The 17,485-nt window shown below is 43.1% G+C and carries 19 protein-coding genes; 10 read left to right on the top strand and 9 right to left on the bottom strand.

What is annotated here, in order from left to right; translation table 11 throughout:
• The first annotated feature begins 3 nt into the window (after positions 1-3).
• Both acsC and V7O63_RS11005 read left to right on the top strand, forming a co-directional pair.
• A complete protein-coding gene (acsC, locus tag V7O63_RS11010; RefSeq protein ID WP_340818592.1) occupies positions 4-1,413 on the top strand; it encodes an acetyl-CoA decarbonylase/synthase complex subunit gamma in 1,410 nt (469 codons plus the stop codon).
• A gap of 145 nt (positions 1,414-1,558) precedes the next feature.
• Positions 1,559-1,906, top strand: a complete 348-nt coding sequence (locus V7O63_RS11005) for a hypothetical protein (protein ID WP_340818591.1) — start codon at positions 1,559-1,561, stop codon at positions 1,904-1,906.
• 65 nt (positions 1,907-1,971) lie between these two features.
• Here the strand turns inward: V7O63_RS11005 and V7O63_RS11000 are convergent, their stop codons facing one another.
• From V7O63_RS11000 to V7O63_RS10990, 3 genes are read right to left on the bottom strand one after another with little or no spacing between them, the layout of a single operon-like run.
• Positions 1,972-2,151: a hypothetical protein gene (locus V7O63_RS11000; protein ID WP_340818590.1), complete on the bottom strand. Its 180-nt coding sequence runs from the start codon at positions 2,149-2,151 to the stop codon at positions 1,972-1,974.
• Complete coding sequence (locus V7O63_RS10995; RefSeq protein WP_340818589.1) at positions 2,142-2,309, bottom strand: hypothetical protein; 168 nt, start codon at positions 2,307-2,309, stop codon at positions 2,142-2,144. The genes V7O63_RS11000 and V7O63_RS10995 overlap by 10 nt, the downstream gene beginning before the upstream one ends.
• A gap of 39 nt (positions 2,310-2,348) precedes the next feature.
• A complete protein-coding gene (locus tag V7O63_RS10990) occupies positions 2,349-2,513 on the bottom strand; it encodes a hypothetical protein (protein WP_340818588.1) in 165 nt (54 codons plus the stop codon).
• Between the two features lie 379 nt (positions 2,514-2,892).
• On the opposite strand from V7O63_RS10990, the gene V7O63_RS10985 reads away from it, so the two are divergent.
• The 7 genes from V7O63_RS10985 (at position 2,893) to V7O63_RS10955 (ending at position 10,159) form a co-directional block, all read left to right on the top strand.
• Positions 2,893-3,951 carry a DUF362 domain-containing protein gene (locus V7O63_RS10985; RefSeq protein WP_340818587.1) on the top strand — a complete coding sequence of 353 codons (1,059 nt, stop codon included), beginning with the start codon at positions 2,893-2,895 and terminating at the stop codon, positions 3,949-3,951.
• Positions 3,952-4,009: 58 nt separating this feature from the next.
• A complete protein-coding gene (locus V7O63_RS10980) occupies positions 4,010-5,059 on the top strand; it encodes a 60S ribosomal export protein NMD3 (protein ID WP_340818586.1) in 1,050 nt (349 codons plus the stop codon).
• A 34-nt stretch (positions 5,060-5,093) separates the two neighbouring features.
• A complete protein-coding gene (locus V7O63_RS10975; RefSeq protein ID WP_340818585.1) occupies positions 5,094-6,275 on the top strand; it encodes an ATP-grasp domain-containing protein in 1,182 nt (393 codons plus the stop codon).
• Between the two features lie 108 nt (positions 6,276-6,383).
• Positions 6,384-6,881: a transcription factor gene (locus V7O63_RS10970; protein ID WP_340818584.1), complete on the top strand. Its 498-nt coding sequence runs from the start codon at positions 6,384-6,386 to the stop codon at positions 6,879-6,881.
• Positions 6,882-7,388: a TIGR00295 family protein gene (locus V7O63_RS10965; RefSeq protein ID WP_340818583.1), complete on the top strand. Its 507-nt coding sequence runs from the start codon at positions 6,882-6,884 to the stop codon at positions 7,386-7,388.
• Between the two features lie 122 nt (positions 7,389-7,510).
• Positions 7,511-8,140 (top strand): archaeal proteasome endopeptidase complex subunit beta, encoded by a 630-nt coding sequence (gene psmB, locus V7O63_RS10960; protein ID WP_340818582.1) that lies wholly within the window; start codon positions 7,511-7,513, stop codon positions 8,138-8,140.
• A gap of 108 nt (positions 8,141-8,248) precedes the next feature.
• Positions 8,249-10,159, top strand: coding sequence for a beta-CASP ribonuclease aCPSF1 (locus V7O63_RS10955; protein WP_340818581.1), 1,911 nt, complete (start codon positions 8,249-8,251; stop codon positions 10,157-10,159).
• Between the two features lie 434 nt (positions 10,160-10,593).
• Here V7O63_RS10955 and V7O63_RS10950 read toward each other — a convergent pair whose 3' ends face one another.
• From V7O63_RS10950 to V7O63_RS10930, 5 genes are all read right to left on the bottom strand, one after another.
• The gene (locus V7O63_RS10950; RefSeq protein ID WP_340818579.1) at positions 10,594-11,244 is read right to left on the bottom strand and encodes an HAD family phosphatase; all 651 of its coding nucleotides are present in this window, start codon (positions 11,242-11,244) and stop codon (positions 10,594-10,596) included.
• Positions 11,245-11,740: 496 nt separating this feature from the next.
• A complete protein-coding gene (locus V7O63_RS10945) occupies positions 11,741-12,673 on the bottom strand; it encodes a nucleoside recognition domain-containing protein (RefSeq protein WP_340818577.1) in 933 nt (310 codons plus the stop codon).
• A 231-nt stretch (positions 12,674-12,904) separates the two neighbouring features.
• Complete coding sequence (locus V7O63_RS10940) at positions 12,905-14,089, bottom strand: carbohydrate-binding domain-containing protein (protein ID WP_340818575.1); 1,185 nt, start codon at positions 14,087-14,089, stop codon at positions 12,905-12,907.
• An 80-nt stretch (positions 14,090-14,169) separates the two neighbouring features.
• Positions 14,170-14,865 carry a DUF4956 domain-containing protein gene (locus V7O63_RS10935; RefSeq protein ID WP_340818573.1) on the bottom strand — a complete coding sequence of 232 codons (696 nt, stop codon included), beginning with the start codon at positions 14,863-14,865 and terminating at the stop codon, positions 14,170-14,172.
• Positions 14,866-15,612, bottom strand: coding sequence for a polyphosphate polymerase domain-containing protein (locus tag V7O63_RS10930; RefSeq protein WP_340818571.1), 747 nt, complete (start codon positions 15,610-15,612; stop codon positions 14,866-14,868). It abuts the gene before it with no gap.
• Positions 15,613-16,084: 472 nt separating this feature from the next.
• On the opposite strand from V7O63_RS10930, the gene V7O63_RS10925 reads away from it, so the two are divergent.
• A complete protein-coding gene (locus V7O63_RS10925) occupies positions 16,085-16,300 on the top strand; it encodes a hypothetical protein (RefSeq protein ID WP_340818570.1) in 216 nt (71 codons plus the stop codon).
• Between the two features lie 3 nt (positions 16,301-16,303).
• Here V7O63_RS10925 and V7O63_RS10920 read toward each other — a convergent pair whose 3' ends face one another.
• A complete protein-coding gene (locus V7O63_RS10920; RefSeq protein ID WP_340818569.1) occupies positions 16,304-17,284 on the bottom strand; it encodes a hypothetical protein in 981 nt (326 codons plus the stop codon).
• Positions 17,285-17,485: the final 201 nt, after the last annotated feature.

Here is a 17,485-nt window from a genome sequence, read left to right as displayed (position 1 = left end):
TAAATGAAGATCAACAGTCCACTTGAAGCATATAAATTCCTGCCAGCCACCAACTGTGGTGAGTGTGGTGAAGCAACATGTATGGCCTTTGCAGCACACCTTATCGACAGGTCACACAAACTTACTGACTGTAAGCCTATTCTTGATGCTAAATTCAAGAAGAAGTATGAAGAGCTAGACGCCCTCCTTGCCCCTGAGATCAGGGAAGTGGAGATAGGTGTCGGTGACAAGATCGCAAAGATCGGTGGGGACGATGTCCCATACAGGCACAAGCTCACATTCTTCAACGAGACACAGTATGCATACGATGTTACTGATAGCATGGATGAGAAGGACCTCGTTGAGAGGGTAAAATACATCCAGGACTTCAAGAAGTTCTATGTAGGAAACTTCCTCACCGTGGATATGATAGCAGTGCGCTGCACATCCGGCGACCCTGCAAAGTTCGCAGCTGCTGTTAAGAAGGTAGTTGAGACAACAGATCTGCCTATCATTCTCTGTTCATTCGATCCTGCAGTCTTAAAGGCTGGTCTTGAGGTATCAAAGGACAGGAACCCATTGCTCTATGCAGCAACCAAGGACAACTGGAAGGAAGTTGCAGACCTTGTACTTGAGTACGATGTACCTGTAACACTCTTTGCACCAAATGACCTTGACATGCTCAAGACACTGGCAAAGACCTTTGCAGAAATGGGAACCGAGAAACTTGTACTCGATCCGGGAACATTCCCGACCGGAAAGCAGCTCAAGCAGACCTTCACAAACTTCATCAAGGTACGCAGGGCAGGTCTTGACGGCGACCGTGAGATCGCATATCCGATAATGGCAGTTCCGCTCACAGCATGGATGGCACACGATGACCCTGTAAGTGCATCTTACTGGGAAACAGTGGTTGCTTCAGTATTCACCATCAAGTACGGTGACATAATGATCCTCCACAGCACAGAGCCATATGCAATGCTGCCTGAATTGCACATCCGTGACACCATCTACACTGACCCAAGAAAGCCGGTCACAGTAGATCCGGGTATGTATAAGGTAGGAGAGCCAACCGCAGATTCACCAGTTCTCGTCACAACCAACTTCGCTCTTACATACTACACAGTAGAGAGTGATATCGCATCCAACAAGATCGACTGTTTCCTCTGGGCAATTGATACCGACGGTATCGGTGTAGAGGCAGCAGTGGCAGGTGGACAGCTTACCGCCGAGAAGATCAAGAAGGGAATCGAGGACGCAGGCTTTGACCTTAAGAAGGACACAAGCCACAACACCGTTGTGATCCCCGGACTTGCAGCACGTCTGCAGGGTGATGTGGAAGATGCAACAGGTGCTAATGTGATGGTAGGTCCTGCAGATTCCGGTAGGATCCCTGGCTGGATGGAAAAGAACTGGCCACCACAGAAGAAATAAACGAATATACTATTTTGAAAGATGCGCGTAAAAATGCATCTTTCTTTTTACAATTTATTCTGTACTATCTCTGCCCTGGTAAGGTAGTATAATTTGAAACAAAAAATTCTTATACTATTTACATGTCGTTTTACGTGGGATAAAAATGGATCTGATCATACGTACTCACAATAGTATCGAACTGACAAAGGATGGAAAACACTGCGTCATTGTTGGTGATGTTGATGAGGTCAGGGATGAACATATTGAAAAAATGGTTGAATGGGCAACATGCATGTGGGACTATGACAGGATCACAATGTGGAAGAAATCAGATTCGGCGACTCCGGGTTATTTCATCCGGGATAGCGATGAGGGAACATATAAGGTACATGTCCTTGATGGTGACCAGAAGGCAGCTCTCTTTGGAGGGGCACAGAAGGACAGTCCTGTAAAACTTGATAACTGGGATAAGAAAGAGCTTCTTGCCTACGTGGATTGGTTCATAGATTGATCAGTGGATCGCCCATATCCTTAGTAGTTATTATAATCATTAAAAAAGTATGATGATGCGGTCGGTCAGAGACCACATTCATGTATAAGTATTTCCTGTAAATATTCTCTGCTGAGGTCAACAGATACCTTTGATTCAAGGTATTTCAGGTATTCACATTTGCCTGTTCTTACGTGTATCACGCATTTCGTACAATAAAGTTTTTTATTCTCTTCAGAGTACCCCACTTCCTCTATCATACACATATTCCTGCTCCCCTGTCGTCTGTAGTTATCGTTACCCTGTCCTTAACAGATGTGATCCTGCCACAATCCTTGCAGTAGTAGAACACATTCGATCCTATTAACTGACGTTTCAGTTCGGTCTCACAAAATTCACAACAAATGTTCTCTTGTACATTCATGTAATCATCCCACACTTGCCGGCACCCCACCGGTTTCTTTTACTTTCCCACCATCCCGCCGACCATGAACCTGATCAGTTCGATGTCTTCGGGATCTTCTGTAATTTCATAGTGTCCATTAACAATTGTTTTCAAACTGTCATTTGTATAATTATTTGAATGATCGTACTTATACTTTTTCAGGTCATTTTGAAGTTTTTGCATTTTATGGATTCTCCTTTCTCTTTCCAATTCCAGAATTGTGGCGAGAATAGATATATTCGATGCAAATAATCAATATATATCACTACAAAATATATAGATTATATTTGCCAGTGTGTATGCACTATATTTGTGTAACAATGTCCTTTCATGATCCGAAAAATAGCTTACCGGTTCAAAGTGCTTATATTCAGGTTTCTAACGTTCATTCTCTCCTTCTGTTGCAGACTGAAATGTTCTCTTCAAGGACAAGTATAAGTTATTCGGATGCTTTGTCTATACCTGTAGTCAAAGTACAGCACAGTTCTGTATACAATAAATATCATCTGTACTACAGACCCTGTCACTGAAAATATCGTATAGTATGTATCGAGGCATCCCTATGAGTGAAGTTTATTTCAAACCTGCTGAAGATATTGGACCTGAACAGACACAGGTAGACCAGATAAAAGACCTTTTCCCGAAGATATCACCTGTAAAAGAAGGTGATCTCGTCGCTGTGAAGATACACCCCGGTGAATATGGCAATACCACCTACGTACGCCCTGTGATAGTGAGAACCGTTGTAGACCTTGTGAAGGAGGCCGGAGGAATTCCCTTTGTGACTGACACGACCGTTCTGTACAATGGAAGACGTTTCAACGCTCCTGATCTTATCAGCACCGCTGCCGTGAATGGTTTCACACATGCAGGTATGGGGGCTCCTGTTATATGTGCTGACGGACTTCAGGGTGATGACTCGGTTCCGGTGGAGATCGACGGGGATATACTCAGCGAGATCACCGTTGCAGCAGCTATCGCAAAAGCCGATTCCATGATAATGATATCACATTGCAAAGGTCACCCTGCTTCAGGATTTGGAGGAGCGGTGAAGAATCTTGGTATGGGTTGTCTGGACAAAGAAGGGAAAACTGCTGTTCATGAGGTCTCACAACCGGACATAGATATCGAAAAATGTGTGGGATGCAAAAAATGTATGAAAGCATGCCCATGGGATGCTATTAGTGTTGAAAATGAGAAAGCACATGTGAACTATGATATTTGCAAAGGGGAATTATCATGCCTTGGAAGCTGTAACTATCAGGCTATAGTTCCTCCGGCAGATGGTCCTGTTAGACTACAGGAGCGTCTAGGTGAGGCTGCAATGGGTCCTGTAAAGGCTCTTTCCGGCAGGATAGGGTATATCAACTGGATATTCGACCTCACGCCGGGATGTGACTGTTTCAACTTCTCGGCACCGACCTTTGCAGGTGATATAGGTATAACCGCTTCAAAGGATCCTGTTGCAATTGACATGGCAAGCCTTGATCTGATAAATGAGAGGATGGGTCATGAGAAGAAAGGTTGCGTTAATGATGTATGGGGTATCGATCCTGTCATTCATCTTGAACATGCGCAGAGTATCGGTGCCGGAAGTATGGAATATGAACTGGTCCGTTGAAACGGACGATCTTATGTCAGGCGAAAACAATATCTAATTAACTATGGTATCAGAGCCAATGAACAGCACCATTTGTCCAAAATGCGGAAAAGGAACTCCCAGACTATTCCAGGGACGCTGCAAAAGTTGTTTCCTGGAAAATTTCACCCTTGCGGAAATACCTCAGGTCCTGCATGCAAAGATATGTGCCACCTGCGGAGCACGCAATGTCAGGAACCGGTGGGTGAATGAAGGCAGTCTTGAGGATATTGTTATCCAGACCGCTGAGGATGCTCTTTTTGTACATGAGATGGCCGGGGATATCGAGCTATATATCGAACCTCATGCCCGTACCCCGTATCTTTATAAGGTGCATATTGAAGTGGATGCCAATGTGCTTGATGAGATGTTCCATCAGGACCTCGAGACCGAGATACGGGTGGTTCGTGAAGCGTGCGACATGTGCAGTCGCATTTCAGGCGGGTATTTCGAGGCTATAATCCAGATAAGGGCTGCCAACCGTATCCCGACCGATGAAGAGAAGAATGAATGTCTTGAGATCGCTGCAGTGGTACTTGAAAGGTTATGTAACAAGGGCGACAGGCTTGCCTTCATATCCAGCAGCCTTGAAATTAAAGAGGGTACTGATCTCTACGTTGGTTCCTCGAATGCAGCCCGGCATATATGCAGGGAGATCACCTCCCGCTTAGGAGGGACCTTTACCGAGTCAGCCTCATTACAGGGAATGAAGGATGGCAAGAACGTGTATCGTACTACTCTGTCACTCAGACTTCCTGAATTCATGCCTCAGGATATCATAGAGCACAAAGGCAGGGTGATCGAGGTCAGGAAGTTCGGTAAGAATGTCACAGGTATCGATATCGAGACAGGTTCCCGTTTCACAGGCAAGGCCGATGAACTTGAGGGAGCGACCCTCCTGACAAAAAGGAAGGACCTGCGAAAGACAATGCTGGTGGCTATCGAGAATGATGACCTTCTTGTTCTTGATCCGGATACCTACGAGACCGTGACGATCAAAAAGCCGGTAATGTTCAATGCAGAGGCAGGTACGGAGATACCAGTTGTCAAAACAGAAAAGGGAATCCTTGCTGTTCCTGATAATTCCTGAGTGCTTCTAACAATTTTGATAAAGGCCGTATATCATGAAGAATATCCTTGTTATAGGTTTCAGCACCCGCAACATTGTTTGTTCCGGCAGCAAAGCCGGATATAACATGTATGCCATCGATGCTTTCTGTGACCATGACCTCATGCGTTTTGCTACAGATGCAAGAAGGCTTGATATCAATGGTTCATTTGATGCCAGTGCTGTCAGCCTTGATGAACTTGCCGGGATGGTACTGAGTTTCGGTGTTGAGTTCGATGCTATAATTCCCGGTTCCGGTTTTGAGATGCTGGACCTTGAAGGACTGCCATATCGGGTGCTCTCCAATGATCCCGGTATAATGAGGGATGCCTCGGACAAATATTGTTTTTCAAAGCTGATGGGAAAGATGGACATGCCCCATCCAAAGACCGTTCTTCTTCCTGATATCAATGAACTGGGCTTTCCTGTGATCGTCAAGCCTGCATGTTCAGGTGGCGGCATATTCAATATGAAGCTTGAGAGTGATGATGATGTGAATGTACTTCATAAGAGATTGCAGGATGTGGGGATGCCGCCGGGTAAGAACAAGCTCATAGCTCAGGAATATGTTGAAGGTGTGCCTGCCAGCGTGTCTGTTGTATCTACAAAGGATGAGGCGCTTGCAATTGCTGTGAATGAGCAGTTGATAGGAACGCCATGGCTCACCGATTCACCATTCGCTTACTGCGGGAATATAACACCCTATGAGATCCCATGTGCTTCGGAAATGGCAGATATGTCCGAGAGGATCATACTTGAGCTGGGACTTGTGGGTTCCAGTGGTGTGGACTTCATAATATCCGAAGATGGTCCGGTGGTCATCGAGGTCAATGCACGTTTTCAGGGCAGTCTTGATACGGTTGAAGCGGCAACAGGGATTAATTTGCTGGCGGCCCATCTTCAGGCCTTTGAAGGAACTATGGTCGCAGGGAAGGATGGAAGAGGAACGGATGATAGGATGAAGTATGCCTGTCGCGCGGTTCTTTATGCCGACAGGGATATCAGGATGACCGGGGATGTACAAAAGGAACTGCTTCAACTGGATGTATGCGATGTTCCAAATACAGGACAGGCTATAGGTCCCGGTGAACCGGTGATCTCAGTACTATCTTCCGGTAAATGTCGTGAGGATGTTCTTTCCAGGGTTAAAGAAAGCGTTATGTTTATACGTGAAACATTGAATCTACTAGATTCCTGAACAAATACATGGACACAATTCCAAAGGTTCTGATCAGGCAGGAATTGCAAGCAAAGGTTAATATTTGAATACATTGCATTAAGCATGCATATCATGAGGTGAAATTTTTTGATAGACTTGAATGATCCGGTTGTCAGAGGGTATCTTATTCGTCTGGTTGGTGAAGATGGACTGCAGATGATAATTGACATGCCCGAGGGCGAGGTAACCGATGAACAAATAGCTGAGGCAACAGGTATTCTACTTAACATTGTCAGAAGAACTCTTTTTATCCTTAATGAGAACAAACTTGCAGTATGCAGGCGTGAACGTGACTCCAGCAGTGGCTGGCTTACATATCTCTGGACCCTTGATATGACCGACATCGGACCTCAACTGGTCAAAGAGAAGAAGAGGCTTGTCAAGCATCTGAAGACAAGGCTTGAATTCGAGGGCGAGAATGTATTCTATGCCTGTCCCGAAGGTTGCCTTCGTCTGAATTTCAATGAAGCTACTGAGTGTGAGTTCCTCTGTCCTTACTGTGGTGAGGATATGATGTACGATGACAACAGTGAATTCATAAGCAAGATCGAAAAAAGACTTCAATTCCTTGATAAAGATAAATAGATGCTCTCGCGTCAGGATGCACTGGATATACTTGGATCATCGGGTTGCAGTGAAAAAGTAATAGCTCACTGCGTAGCTGTTGCAGATCTTGCTCTGGAGATGGCCCTGAAGCTCAGGAGCAGTGGCAGGGATGTGGATGTAGCTCTTGTGGAAGCAGGTGCTTTACTCCATGATCTTGGAAGGGCGAGGACACATGATATCACCCATGCCATAGCCGGTGTTGAGGTCGCAGAGCAGAATGGCATCGATCAGGCGATAATAGAGATAATCAAGCGCCATATAGGTGCGGGGATCACCAGGGAGGATGCAAAAGAACTTGGCCTTCCTGATGATGATTATATGCCGGTGACGATTGAACAGATGATAGTTGCACATGCTGATAATCTTGTAAAGGGTACGAAGAGGATAACACTGGAAGAGCGTATCCTGAAGATGCAGGAAAACAACCTTGACCCTGAAAGCATCGAACGTGTAAAAGCACTTGCTGAAGAACTTGGTACTTACTGAGTCACTATCCTGCAAGGGATAAATATATATATAAAAATTACTAATGAGTAACTGGTTAATGCATTGTCATGCATAGCACATTTTTGAAATTTATTTTCTCATTTTTGTATGAGGTATAATTAATGGTTAATGATAAACATTACAAAGGTACAACCACTGTAGGTATAGTTTGCAATGACGGTGTTGTTCTTGCAACCGAGCAGCGTGCAACAATGGGGAATTTCATTGCAAGTAAGACCGCAAAGAAGGTCTATAAGATAGATGACAGGGTTGCGATGACCATTGCAGGTTCTGTTGGGGATGCACAGCAGATCGTAAGGGTAATGAGTGTGGAGTCCAAATTATACAAAATGAGACGCAAGGAATCCATGACCATCAAAGGTCTTACAACATTGTTGTCGAACATGCTCAGCGGACAGAGATATTATCCATTGATGGTACAACTCCTCGTAGGAGGATATGACAAGAACGGACCTTCCATTTATTCACTTGATGCTCTTGGTGGAAGCATCGAAGAGACAAAGGCTGTATCCACAGGTTCAGGTTCTCCTTTTGCATACGGTGTACTTGAGGACAGGTACAGAGAGGATATGTCCACAGAGGAAGGTATTGAACTTGCTGTCAGAGCACTTCACAATGCAATGAAGAGGGACTCTGCATCCGGTGAGAACATCGATGTGGTTGTAATTAAGAAGGATTCCTACACAAGGCTTGACATGGAAGACGTCAAAAAGATGAGGGAAACACTCTAAACAGGTATTTAACAATCCTTTATCTCTTATTTAATGTAATATTATATTTCAAATATAGTTCTTTAACTATATTACATTTCTCATTTTTTCATAAGGAAGGCTGTTTTAATGGCGGTAGAAGAAGTACTATCTGATCTGAAGAAGAAAATAGAAGAAAAACTACCTAGCGGTACTACTATTTCTGGTGTTGAGTTTGAAGGCCCCCAACTTGTTGTTTATACAGAAGAGCCCAAGAAGTTTGCAGATAACGGCAATATAGTCAGGAACCTGGCAAAGGCATTGAGGACACGCATAGTAGTGCGTCCTGATCCCAGTGTGCTTATGCCACCTGAGGAATCAATTAATAAGATCCTGCAGACAGTACCTGATGAGTCAGGTGTGTCAAATTATCATTTCGATCCGGATGTCGGTGAAGTTATAATCGAAGCTGAAAAGCCGGGTCTTGTAATAGGTAAACACGGAGAGACCCTAAGGGAGATCACAAAGAAGATAGGCTGGACCCCGAAGGTCGTAAGGACACCTCCTATTAAATCACGTACTGTAAAGAACATACGTGAGTTCATGCGTACCAATCATAAAGAGAGGAAAGATATCCTCAAATCCGTAGGACGAAAGATCCACAGAGGATGCACTTCCAAGGATGAATGGGTAAGGGTAACATCACTTGGTGGTGCAAAGGAGGTAGGAAGAAGTTGTTTTATCATCTCGACCCCGGAATCCCGTATAATGATCGATTGTGGTGTCAATGTCGGTTCAGATGACAATATGACCCCTTATCTCTATGTACCTGAAGCATTCCCGATCAACCAGATCGATGCTGTGGTACTCACACATGCGCACCTTGATCACCAGGGTCTTGTGCCACTTCTTTACAAGTATGGTTTTGAAGGTCCTATCTACTGTACCCCGCCAACCAGGGATCTCATGGCACTTCTGCAGCTCGACTACATAGATGTAGCTGCAAAGGAAGGCAAGAGACCTCCATATGCTTCTGCAGATGTAAGGCAGGGACTTAAACACACCATTGTTCTTGATTATGAGGAAGTTACTGATATCGCTCCTGATATCAAGCTTACTTTCCACAACGCAGGACATATTCTCGGTTCTGCTGTTTCCCATTTCCACATCGGTGACGGACTGCACAATGTTGTTGTCACAGGTGACTTCAAGTATGAGAAGACAAGGCTCTTCGATGCAGCGGTCAACAGGTTCCCTCGTGTTGAGAGTGTCATCATGGAATCCACTTATGGAAACTCCAATGCCACACAGCCTTCTCTTAAGGAAGCTGAGAAGAACCTGCAGAATATAGTCAATTCCACCCTGAAGAATGATGGAATAGTGCTTATCCCTGCGTTTGCTGTGGGAAGGAGTCAGGAAGTAATGATCGTTCTTGAGGATGCGATACGTAAAGGCATCATTCCGAACGTTCCTGTGTATCTCGATGGTATGATCTGGGAAGCAACGGCTATCCATGCCACATATCCTGAATATCTCAACAACGACCTGCGTAAGCTTATCTTCCAGAAAGGCCAGAATCCGTTCCTTTCAGAATGCTTCAAGCCGGTTGACTCAAATGAACTGAGGCAGAAGATCATTGAAGAACCACATCCATGTGTTATCCTGTCAACATCAGGTATGATGAATGCAGGTCCGGTAATTGAGTACTTCAAGGCTTTCGCAGAGAACGAGAATAATACGCTTGTCTTTGTAGGTTATCAGGCGGACGGAACCCTTGGTAGAAGGATACAGAAGGGATGGAAGGAGATCCCTATCTCCACCAGAAATGGCACTCATGTCGTTAAAATGAACATGAACGTCGAGGTTGTAGATGGTTTCTCCGGTCACTCCGACAGGAGACAACTGATGTCCTATATCCAGAAGATGAAGCCACGTCCTGAAAGGGTGTACACCGAACACGGTGACGAACGTTCATGCATAGACCTTGCAAGCTCCATCCACAAGAGAAATAAGATGGAGACAAAGGCACTTACAAATCTCGAAACAGTACGGTTGGTATAACCGTACATATTTCTTCTTTTTCTATTTTGGTTTTGTAGAATTTCTTATTTACTGATCCATGCGATTGTGATGTCTGTCATTATTGCAGATTCTCAATTTTGTAGGATACATTGCAGCTTTAAGTTACTAGTGTGTAGAAAAGGGTGAAAACAAAGAACCATTGGCAAACAAAGAACCATTGGCAAACAAAGAACAAAGCAACCACCCGCCGCAGGCGGCACTTTCCTTCACTGCCATGAATACTATTAAAATATGCAGCTGTTAATAATTGCTGGATTCAAAGTTACAATTCATGGGAGTTCAGTGGATATCCTCATTTGCGTGTAGAAATAAAAGTGAGAACAAGAGATTATTTAATGCACTTTTTCGGATTGTGCCGGCTTCGCCGGGCCCTTCGGGATGATTTAAGTTATTCACGAATTACTTAAGTTTCATCAATCTTTTTTCATCAGATTACTCAGGTAACCGATTAGCTCTGAATGGTCATTTAGTACAATATCAGCTTCATGAAGCTGAGAGGGGTCAAGGTAGGTTGGGATTCCCACGCAGAAAAGACCGGCATTCTTAGCAGCCTTCACACCAAGAGGTGCATTTTCTACTACAAGGCATTCACTTTTTTCCAGACCAAGTCTCTCAACAGCTCTGTCATATGGTTCAGGATTCGGTTTACCATTCTGCACATCCTCCCCGGAGATTATGGCATCGAATATTCCAGGATAGAATCTGTCCATTAGGGATGTCACTATCGTTCTGTCGGCACCTGATGCGACAGCTAATTTGAATGCTGGTTTAAGGGACTTGAGGCATTCGTACATGCCATCGAAGATTTCTGCCCTGTTGTTTTCCATGAAATGTGTCCTTTTCTTTTCAAGTATGATATCATATATCTCAGGTTCAGGTTTTCTTCCTGCTTTCTCAAAGAATATGTTGATAACACCAACATGATTGGAGCCCTCTATCTCGTAGATCTCCTCTTCGGTGACATCGATATCGAATTCTGCGAACACGTCTACCCATGCCTTTGCATGATATGGCATTGAATTTACAAGGACCCCGTCAGAGTCAAAGATAATCCCTTTGAACATGTGTGTCCCTTGAGTATATTCTCTGATAAGTGTTTTGGAAGTGTCCATTCTTTTTTAATAGATAGGGAAATGATGGATCTGTAGAAATCCTGCTAATCGCATTTTTTTGGGGTCAACAATTATCAATTAATGAATGAAATCGATTGTTTTCAATCAATGGGAAAGGAGCGTGCCGCCTGCGGCGGATGGTGGCCTTGTTAGTTATTTCAATTATTTTTGTAGAGCTATCAGAAGCACAGGAGTACAGGGAACAATAAGATATATCAATCAAAAGTCGTGAATCACTTAAACCATCCTGAAAGATCCGGCGAAGCCGGCACGATTCGAAAAGATGGAAAAAAGAATCTTCGCTTTAACTGTTTTTCTGCATAAGTGTAATTAAAAGCCGTAATCAGTAAACAATTAAAGATTTACGATCATGCCAGGTATGCACGATTTCGTAAAATTTGAAGTGATAATCTCTACAGAGACCAAAAAACGTGATTATCTGGTGACTTCACCAGAACATTATGATAAAAGCCACAATCCCGACCATTATACCGTTCTGCATCATCAGGGATACAAACATGATTTTCACTCCAAGCCTGGGGCTGAATATACCTGCATAATATGGCAGCATGCTCTTGATCCTGGGAACACTGGCCAGTATCCTTCCAACGATAAGAGCAAGTATAACATCCTTTGGTGTAAGCATCTCTGCCGTTAGAAGATTGCCAGCTATGGTATAGGCAGCGATATTGCTGGCAAACCATCCTGCCACAATGGGCAAACCCTCGGCTGGTACATATCCGATCAGAAAAGAGTTGCTCATCAAGGATGATACCCAGTCAAATATACCCGTCTCCATGAGCTGGAAAACAATTATAGATACCACTGCCATGGTGAGGACTATTTTTTTCAGGGATTTCCCTGATCTTTTGGAGGCCTTTTCAAGTGCTTGCATGAAGGGGACCTTCTCGATGTTTGCATGGATCTCTCCGTAGGGTTTGGGTTCAAGAAGAACACGAGCAGCGACCAGAGCCATCAATGTCTTCAGAAAGCCGATAAGCACCACTATGCCCAGATAGATAAGACCGGTGCTGCCAAGCAGTACGACAACAACGGGCAGCAGATCCCTTGAGAGCACTATGCTTGATGGGAACGAGTTGACCATTGTGGCGATGATGGTCTCCTTTCTATCGATGTAGTTATTATCATGCAGCTTTGCTATCATGGAATTTCCCGCAGCAGATGAGCCAAAGGATGTGAGGAAACTCACACCCAGCTCCTCCCTGAGATTGCCAAAACGCATCACAGGGGATGCAAGGAAACCCAGTTTTTTGACCCATCCCATTTCCACGAGAATATCCATTATAATGGTCCCTACTACGATGGGAGGGATGACCTTAATGAGATAATCAAAAGATGAGTACAGAGCATCGATCCACATTTGACTCCCATATTCCTCCATATAAGATAAGAGTTTTAGTAGAGACGATCAGTTATGTGGAATTGTGCTCTGTTGTTGGAGATAAGGGAGTTTGATCGATAAAGGGACAAACGACAGAAAAGACTCAGTATTTCTTATTCTGATCGAAAAATGCTAGTTTCTTCAAAGGGAACTTTGCACTAGATGAAGAAAAAACAGTATAAAGGCACGCTTTATACTGTAATTGGATCATTATCTTCGCATTCCTCCTCCGGGTGGCATATTTCCATCTCCGGGTCCTCCTGGCCTGTTTCCACCGCCCATCATTTCTGCCTGTATCTCATATATCTGCACACCATTTACGATAACAGTTCCTCCGTTTATGTAAGATTCTTCATCTACATCAATTCCGGAATTACATGTGATCGTTATGTAACCATCATTAATGGTTACCGTGCCATTTGCATCGATCCCATCTGTGTCTCCGCTAGCCATCTCTATATTGATCGTCCCGCCATTAATGATAATTTCAACATCATAAGCAGTACTTTTCCTGGCAGCATTGATCCCGTCATCGGTCGCGTAAATATCTATATTACAATCATTGATCACGATATAGGTCGCTTCAATTCCTTCAGAGGCTTTTGTAATAGTGATATCTCCGCCATCGATCTGTATAAATCCGGCAGCGGTTATCCCGTCATCAGCTGCATTGATCTCAAACGTTCCATAGTAAATGTAGATGTTCCCTAAACTATCGTCCTCATCATTTTCACAATGGAATGCATCTTTTGAAGAATCGACAGTAAATGTTCCATCATAGATCAATATCCTGTCATTAGCTTCGAAAGAATCCAGTTCTGAAGTTACGTAATAAGTTCCTCCGGTTACCTTAATGTCATCTTTACTGCTAATTCCGTTTTCTGAAGAAACAATTTCTAAAGAACCTATACCATTGAAGACCAGGTCATCTTTTGAAAATATGACTGCATCGAGATTCGTATCTCCATCGCTGACAAAAGACCCTGCCGTTTCCATATAATTCTCACTATCTGTGGTAGTAATGAATACCTTGTCTGCTGACTTAACATAGATAACTGGCATATCCTCATTAACGATATTCACACCATCCAGAACGATCTGGACCTTGCTTTCATCTTCTGCATCTACATAAATAGTAACTTCAGTAGCCTCTCCACTTATTACATAAGCTCCTTCTTCAGAGATAGTAATATCAGTGTCTGACTCAGCTTCTATATATGTTGCATCTTCCAGATCAGTTTCCTGTTCCAGATCCCTGGAAGTGAATTCTGAGCTTGCTGCATATATAGAAATATCTTCATTACTGTCTCCTGTAATTGTAGAGATAATACTTCCCTCATCACTCAGATCATTATTATTTTCTTCTGTAGTTGAAGGGACAATACTTCCTCCCACACTTATAAAAATAAGTAATAGGGCCAGTAAAGATCCCCCTATTAAAATATACTTTTTCATTTTAGTTCCCTCTTATAATTTCATAGGTCTGTGGTGTTGTAACCGGTTATCAGGAACACTTTCTGATTTCCATTCTGACTTTTGATAGATTGAATGAACTCATGCTTGCTGGCATTTTTCTTGAGTATTATGCTGTAGACGAGTTCTGTCACTGTTCCTGAGCGGACTGAATCTATTCCTATGAGTTCTGCTGATTGTGTGTATTTGACGAATGTCCTGTCAAATAGTTCTTCAAAATCAACATCCTTGTCGATCTGTATCTTCAGTATCTGGCTCATGGCAGGTCTTGCAAACCAGTCAAATTCGAACATTATGAAGAGAAGGGCACCTATCACACAGGTTGCGATTATCGCCAGCATGTAGAACTTTGTACCTGTTGCCATACCGATCGCCATAGCGAAGAATATGAAACCGATATCACGGATCTCTTTCACTGCATTCCTGAAACGTATGATGGACAATGCACCTACAAGTGAGAATGCACGTGCAATGTTCGAACCCACAATAAGCATGATGACATCTACGACCAGTCCCATCATGATGAGAGTGTGGACGTAACTCTGGGTGTAGGATGTTCCTTTGTGCGTGCGTTTGTACAGCCATCCGATGGCTGATAACAATATGAAACCTAAAACAAGACCAACAAAAACGTCGGTGCCTGTGAAAGTTCCGCTCAAGTCTTCGAAATCCAATAGACTTTCAATATCTACTGCCATTTAATAAACCTCGATCTTTCGGGGGAACTCGTTCTCCACATCCAGTCCAGTACAGTATTTGCTAATTCTGACAAGTCTGTAGTTGTTCTGGGCGATGAGCTCTGTAAGCCAGTAAGGTACCTTCTCATTGGCTTTGATCTCCAGGATCACCCGGTCAGGTGATACTATATATCTTCCTGGATTCTTGGAGGCCAGGTCCAGGTCATTGATCCTGTATCTTATGTTCGAGTCAAAGGTTATCCTCAGGCCGTTGTCGTAATCCGTTCCGGTATAAGCGTGTCTGAAATAACTTGTGATGAGTGTTGGCTGGAGGTTTCTTTCCTCGATCATTCCGAGAACCTCTTCCATGACGGGTCTGTCTCTCTCGTCATACTCATCGGGAAGGCGACGCTCGTCGCAGAGTATCATAGCATCTCTGTAAGGTACTGCGATCCTGCGTTTCTGTATCGTCTTGTCGTAACGTTGTTTGATCTCGACGAAAACCATGGAATCGTCCGTTATGCTCTCTTCGGTCTCGTATATGCGAACTCTGAGCTTTTTCCTGAATTTAAGCCCATCGATCTTTTCCCAATAGCATTGAAGATCCGGACTATCATAGTACAGACTTGAGATCACATAGTCCCCTGAATCCCATGCATACTGGTCAGGGAGCATATACGCCTCAAGCTGCTGTTTAAATTCGCGTGTCTGCTCCATTGAAAGCAGATACTTCAATTCGAACCGATTGAACTTTCGGATTGGTTCCATTCCTTTCCTCCTATAATTTTGATCGTCTCCAAAGATCCCTTGGTGGTGTTTTTCCCGGTGCCCTTTTAGTGGCACACGGTATAGATCTGTGATGATCTGTGATGATCTGTGATTGTCAGAAAGATCACATGTTATCTGGTGTACGACATGTATGGTGGTACATTGTTGATGGTTAGTGATGATGGTGGTTGGTGTTACGCTAACATGCGATCTTACAATTCGAGGATTGTCAAATGCAAATATAAAGATACTTGCAATAAAAAAGGTGAAATAAAGCTTTAATCTCATATTAAAAGAGAATAAAGGTTTGAAATATAATTAAAGCTATAATTATTGATATTTTATTGATTAAATGTACTATAAAGCTTTATTATGGATAATATTCCTGATGATCAATTCTAGTTTCCTTCACAGACCGATTATATCGACAATGATTTATCCGGGAACATAAGTTCTAATTATGGGTGAGAATGTGGAAGAAAAAACTGTAAACTCTTTCAGGGTATGTCCTAGTTGTGGGTACCAGCGTGGTTTTCATGTCCATTTCAAGGATGTCTCCGAAGGAAAGGCAAGACTTGGACTGATATGTCCTAACTGTGGACAGAGCTATGATATAGGCTGGCTCACTGCTGATGTCCCTGAACTGAAGGTTAAAAAAGAAGAGGTGTATGGGGAACTGGACCATTAGGTATCAGGTCCTTTTGAGTTTCTCCATCTTTTGCTTTATCTTTTCAGCATTATCGCTGTGTTTCTTGTGGATACGCTCGAAATCTTCCTTGCTGAGTTTCTTCTTTTTCCTGTCTTCATCTATCTTTGCAAGGACTACAAGCTCAGCTTCATATATATCTTCAAGTTCATTCAGTTTTCCTGAACTTCCCTTCTTATAATATAGTACTGCAGCTATCACAATGACCAGCAGTATTATACCTACTATAATACTGTAATTAGGTACGCCTCCTGCCGTAGGTCCTGTATTGTGTTTTTCGAGTATGACATTGACCTCGTCGAAATCAGGTGAGGACCATATATATGATGTCTTGTTCGTTCCACTCATGACCTCGTCAGCAACAAGTATGATCCCGTCTGCAGAAGTGATGGATGGGATCTCTTCATTGTCATGATTGACAACTATGATAAGCCTTGATATAGGATAGTCCAATACTCCGTTTTCTCTGATCACCTTGTTGAAGGTTGGTACTTCTTCATGGCTGTGCACCGTGTATCTTGTATCATAGATGAGGGGCATTCCGCCTGACCCTGTAAGACCAACCGGTGAGAAGTATATGAAGTCATCTTCTCTTGAATAGTTCACAGAAGTGGCAGGGATACTGCCGGCCATATCTGTTACCTGGAGATACATTATATTTGCATTCTCCGGGACATAGAATACAAGTTCTCCACTTTCATTTGCAGAACCTGTGGAATAAACTACTGATTCTCCAACTAAAATATAGTTATCATCCTCAAAATACATCTCTATCAGATGACTGTATTCTGTGATTCCAACATCTTCAGCAATGGTGCTTGCAGATGAATTATCAGCATCATCAGGAAATGCAATTGCAGGCGTGATGAGAAAGAGGGAGCAGATGCATAATATAAAGAACATGGGGATGCATCGTTCTATGGCCATAATGGGTAAGGTAACATCAAAAGCTGTTTTTCTGTTCATTGTATCACAGTAATAAATAGATATGAACTAATGATATGCATTGTATATCTCTATTACCATATTGGCAATTCCTGTTGATACTTTTTGGCACACGAGGCCTTTATTTTCTATTATATAAGTTTAATGCGCGTTGAGCTATTTCCGTTTTTATATAATATACATGAAAATACTATTCTGTATAATCTTTCATAAATAATAATT

The organism is Methanolobus sp. WCC4 (assembly GCF_038022665.1).
Classification (GTDB): domain Archaea; phylum Halobacteriota; class Methanosarcinia; order Methanosarcinales; family Methanosarcinaceae; genus Methanolobus.
This window is presented reverse-complemented; position numbering and strand designations above follow the sequence as displayed.

Coding starts and splice junctions, on each gene's coding strand:
- V7O63_RS11000 (WP_340818590.1), bottom strand. CDS start 2,151: ATGTGTATGATAGAGGAAGTGGGGTACTCTGAAGAGAATAAAAAACTT.
- acsC (WP_340818592.1), top strand. CDS start 4: ATGAAGATCAACAGTCCACTTGAAGCATATAAATTCCTGCCAGCCACC.
- V7O63_RS10920 (WP_340818569.1), bottom strand. CDS start 17,284: ATGAACAGAAAAACAGCTTTTGATGTTACCTTACCCATTATGGCCATA.
- V7O63_RS10980 (WP_340818586.1), top strand. CDS start 4,010: ATGAACAGCACCATTTGTCCAAAATGCGGAAAAGGAACTCCCAGACTA.
- V7O63_RS10990 (WP_340818588.1), bottom strand. CDS start 2,513: ATGCAAAAACTTCAAAATGACCTGAAAAAGTATAAGTACGATCATTCA.
- V7O63_RS10995 (WP_340818589.1), bottom strand. CDS start 2,309: ATGAATGTACAAGAGAACATTTGTTGTGAATTTTGTGAGACCGAACTG.
- V7O63_RS10935 (WP_340818573.1), bottom strand. CDS start 14,865: ATGGCAGTAGATATTGAAAGTCTATTGGATTTCGAAGACTTGAGCGGA.
- V7O63_RS10955 (WP_340818581.1), top strand. CDS start 8,249: ATGGCGGTAGAAGAAGTACTATCTGATCTGAAGAAGAAAATAGAAGAA.
- V7O63_RS10945 (WP_340818577.1), bottom strand. CDS start 12,673: ATGTGGATCGATGCTCTGTACTCATCTTTTGATTATCTCATTAAGGTC.
- V7O63_RS10950 (WP_340818579.1), bottom strand. CDS start 11,244: ATGTTCAAAGGGATTATCTTTGACTCTGACGGGGTCCTTGTAAATTCA.
- V7O63_RS10930 (WP_340818571.1), bottom strand. CDS start 15,612: ATGGAACCAATCCGAAAGTTCAATCGGTTCGAATTGAAGTATCTGCTT.
- V7O63_RS10975 (WP_340818585.1), top strand. CDS start 5,094: ATGAAGAATATCCTTGTTATAGGTTTCAGCACCCGCAACATTGTTTGT.
- V7O63_RS10965 (WP_340818583.1), top strand. CDS start 6,882: ATGCTCTCGCGTCAGGATGCACTGGATATACTTGGATCATCGGGTTGC.
- V7O63_RS11005 (WP_340818591.1), top strand. CDS start 1,559: ATGGATCTGATCATACGTACTCACAATAGTATCGAACTGACAAAGGAT.
- psmB (WP_340818582.1), top strand. CDS start 7,511: ATGGTTAATGATAAACATTACAAAGGTACAACCACTGTAGGTATAGTT.
- V7O63_RS10985 (WP_340818587.1), top strand. CDS start 2,893: ATGAGTGAAGTTTATTTCAAACCTGCTGAAGATATTGGACCTGAACAG.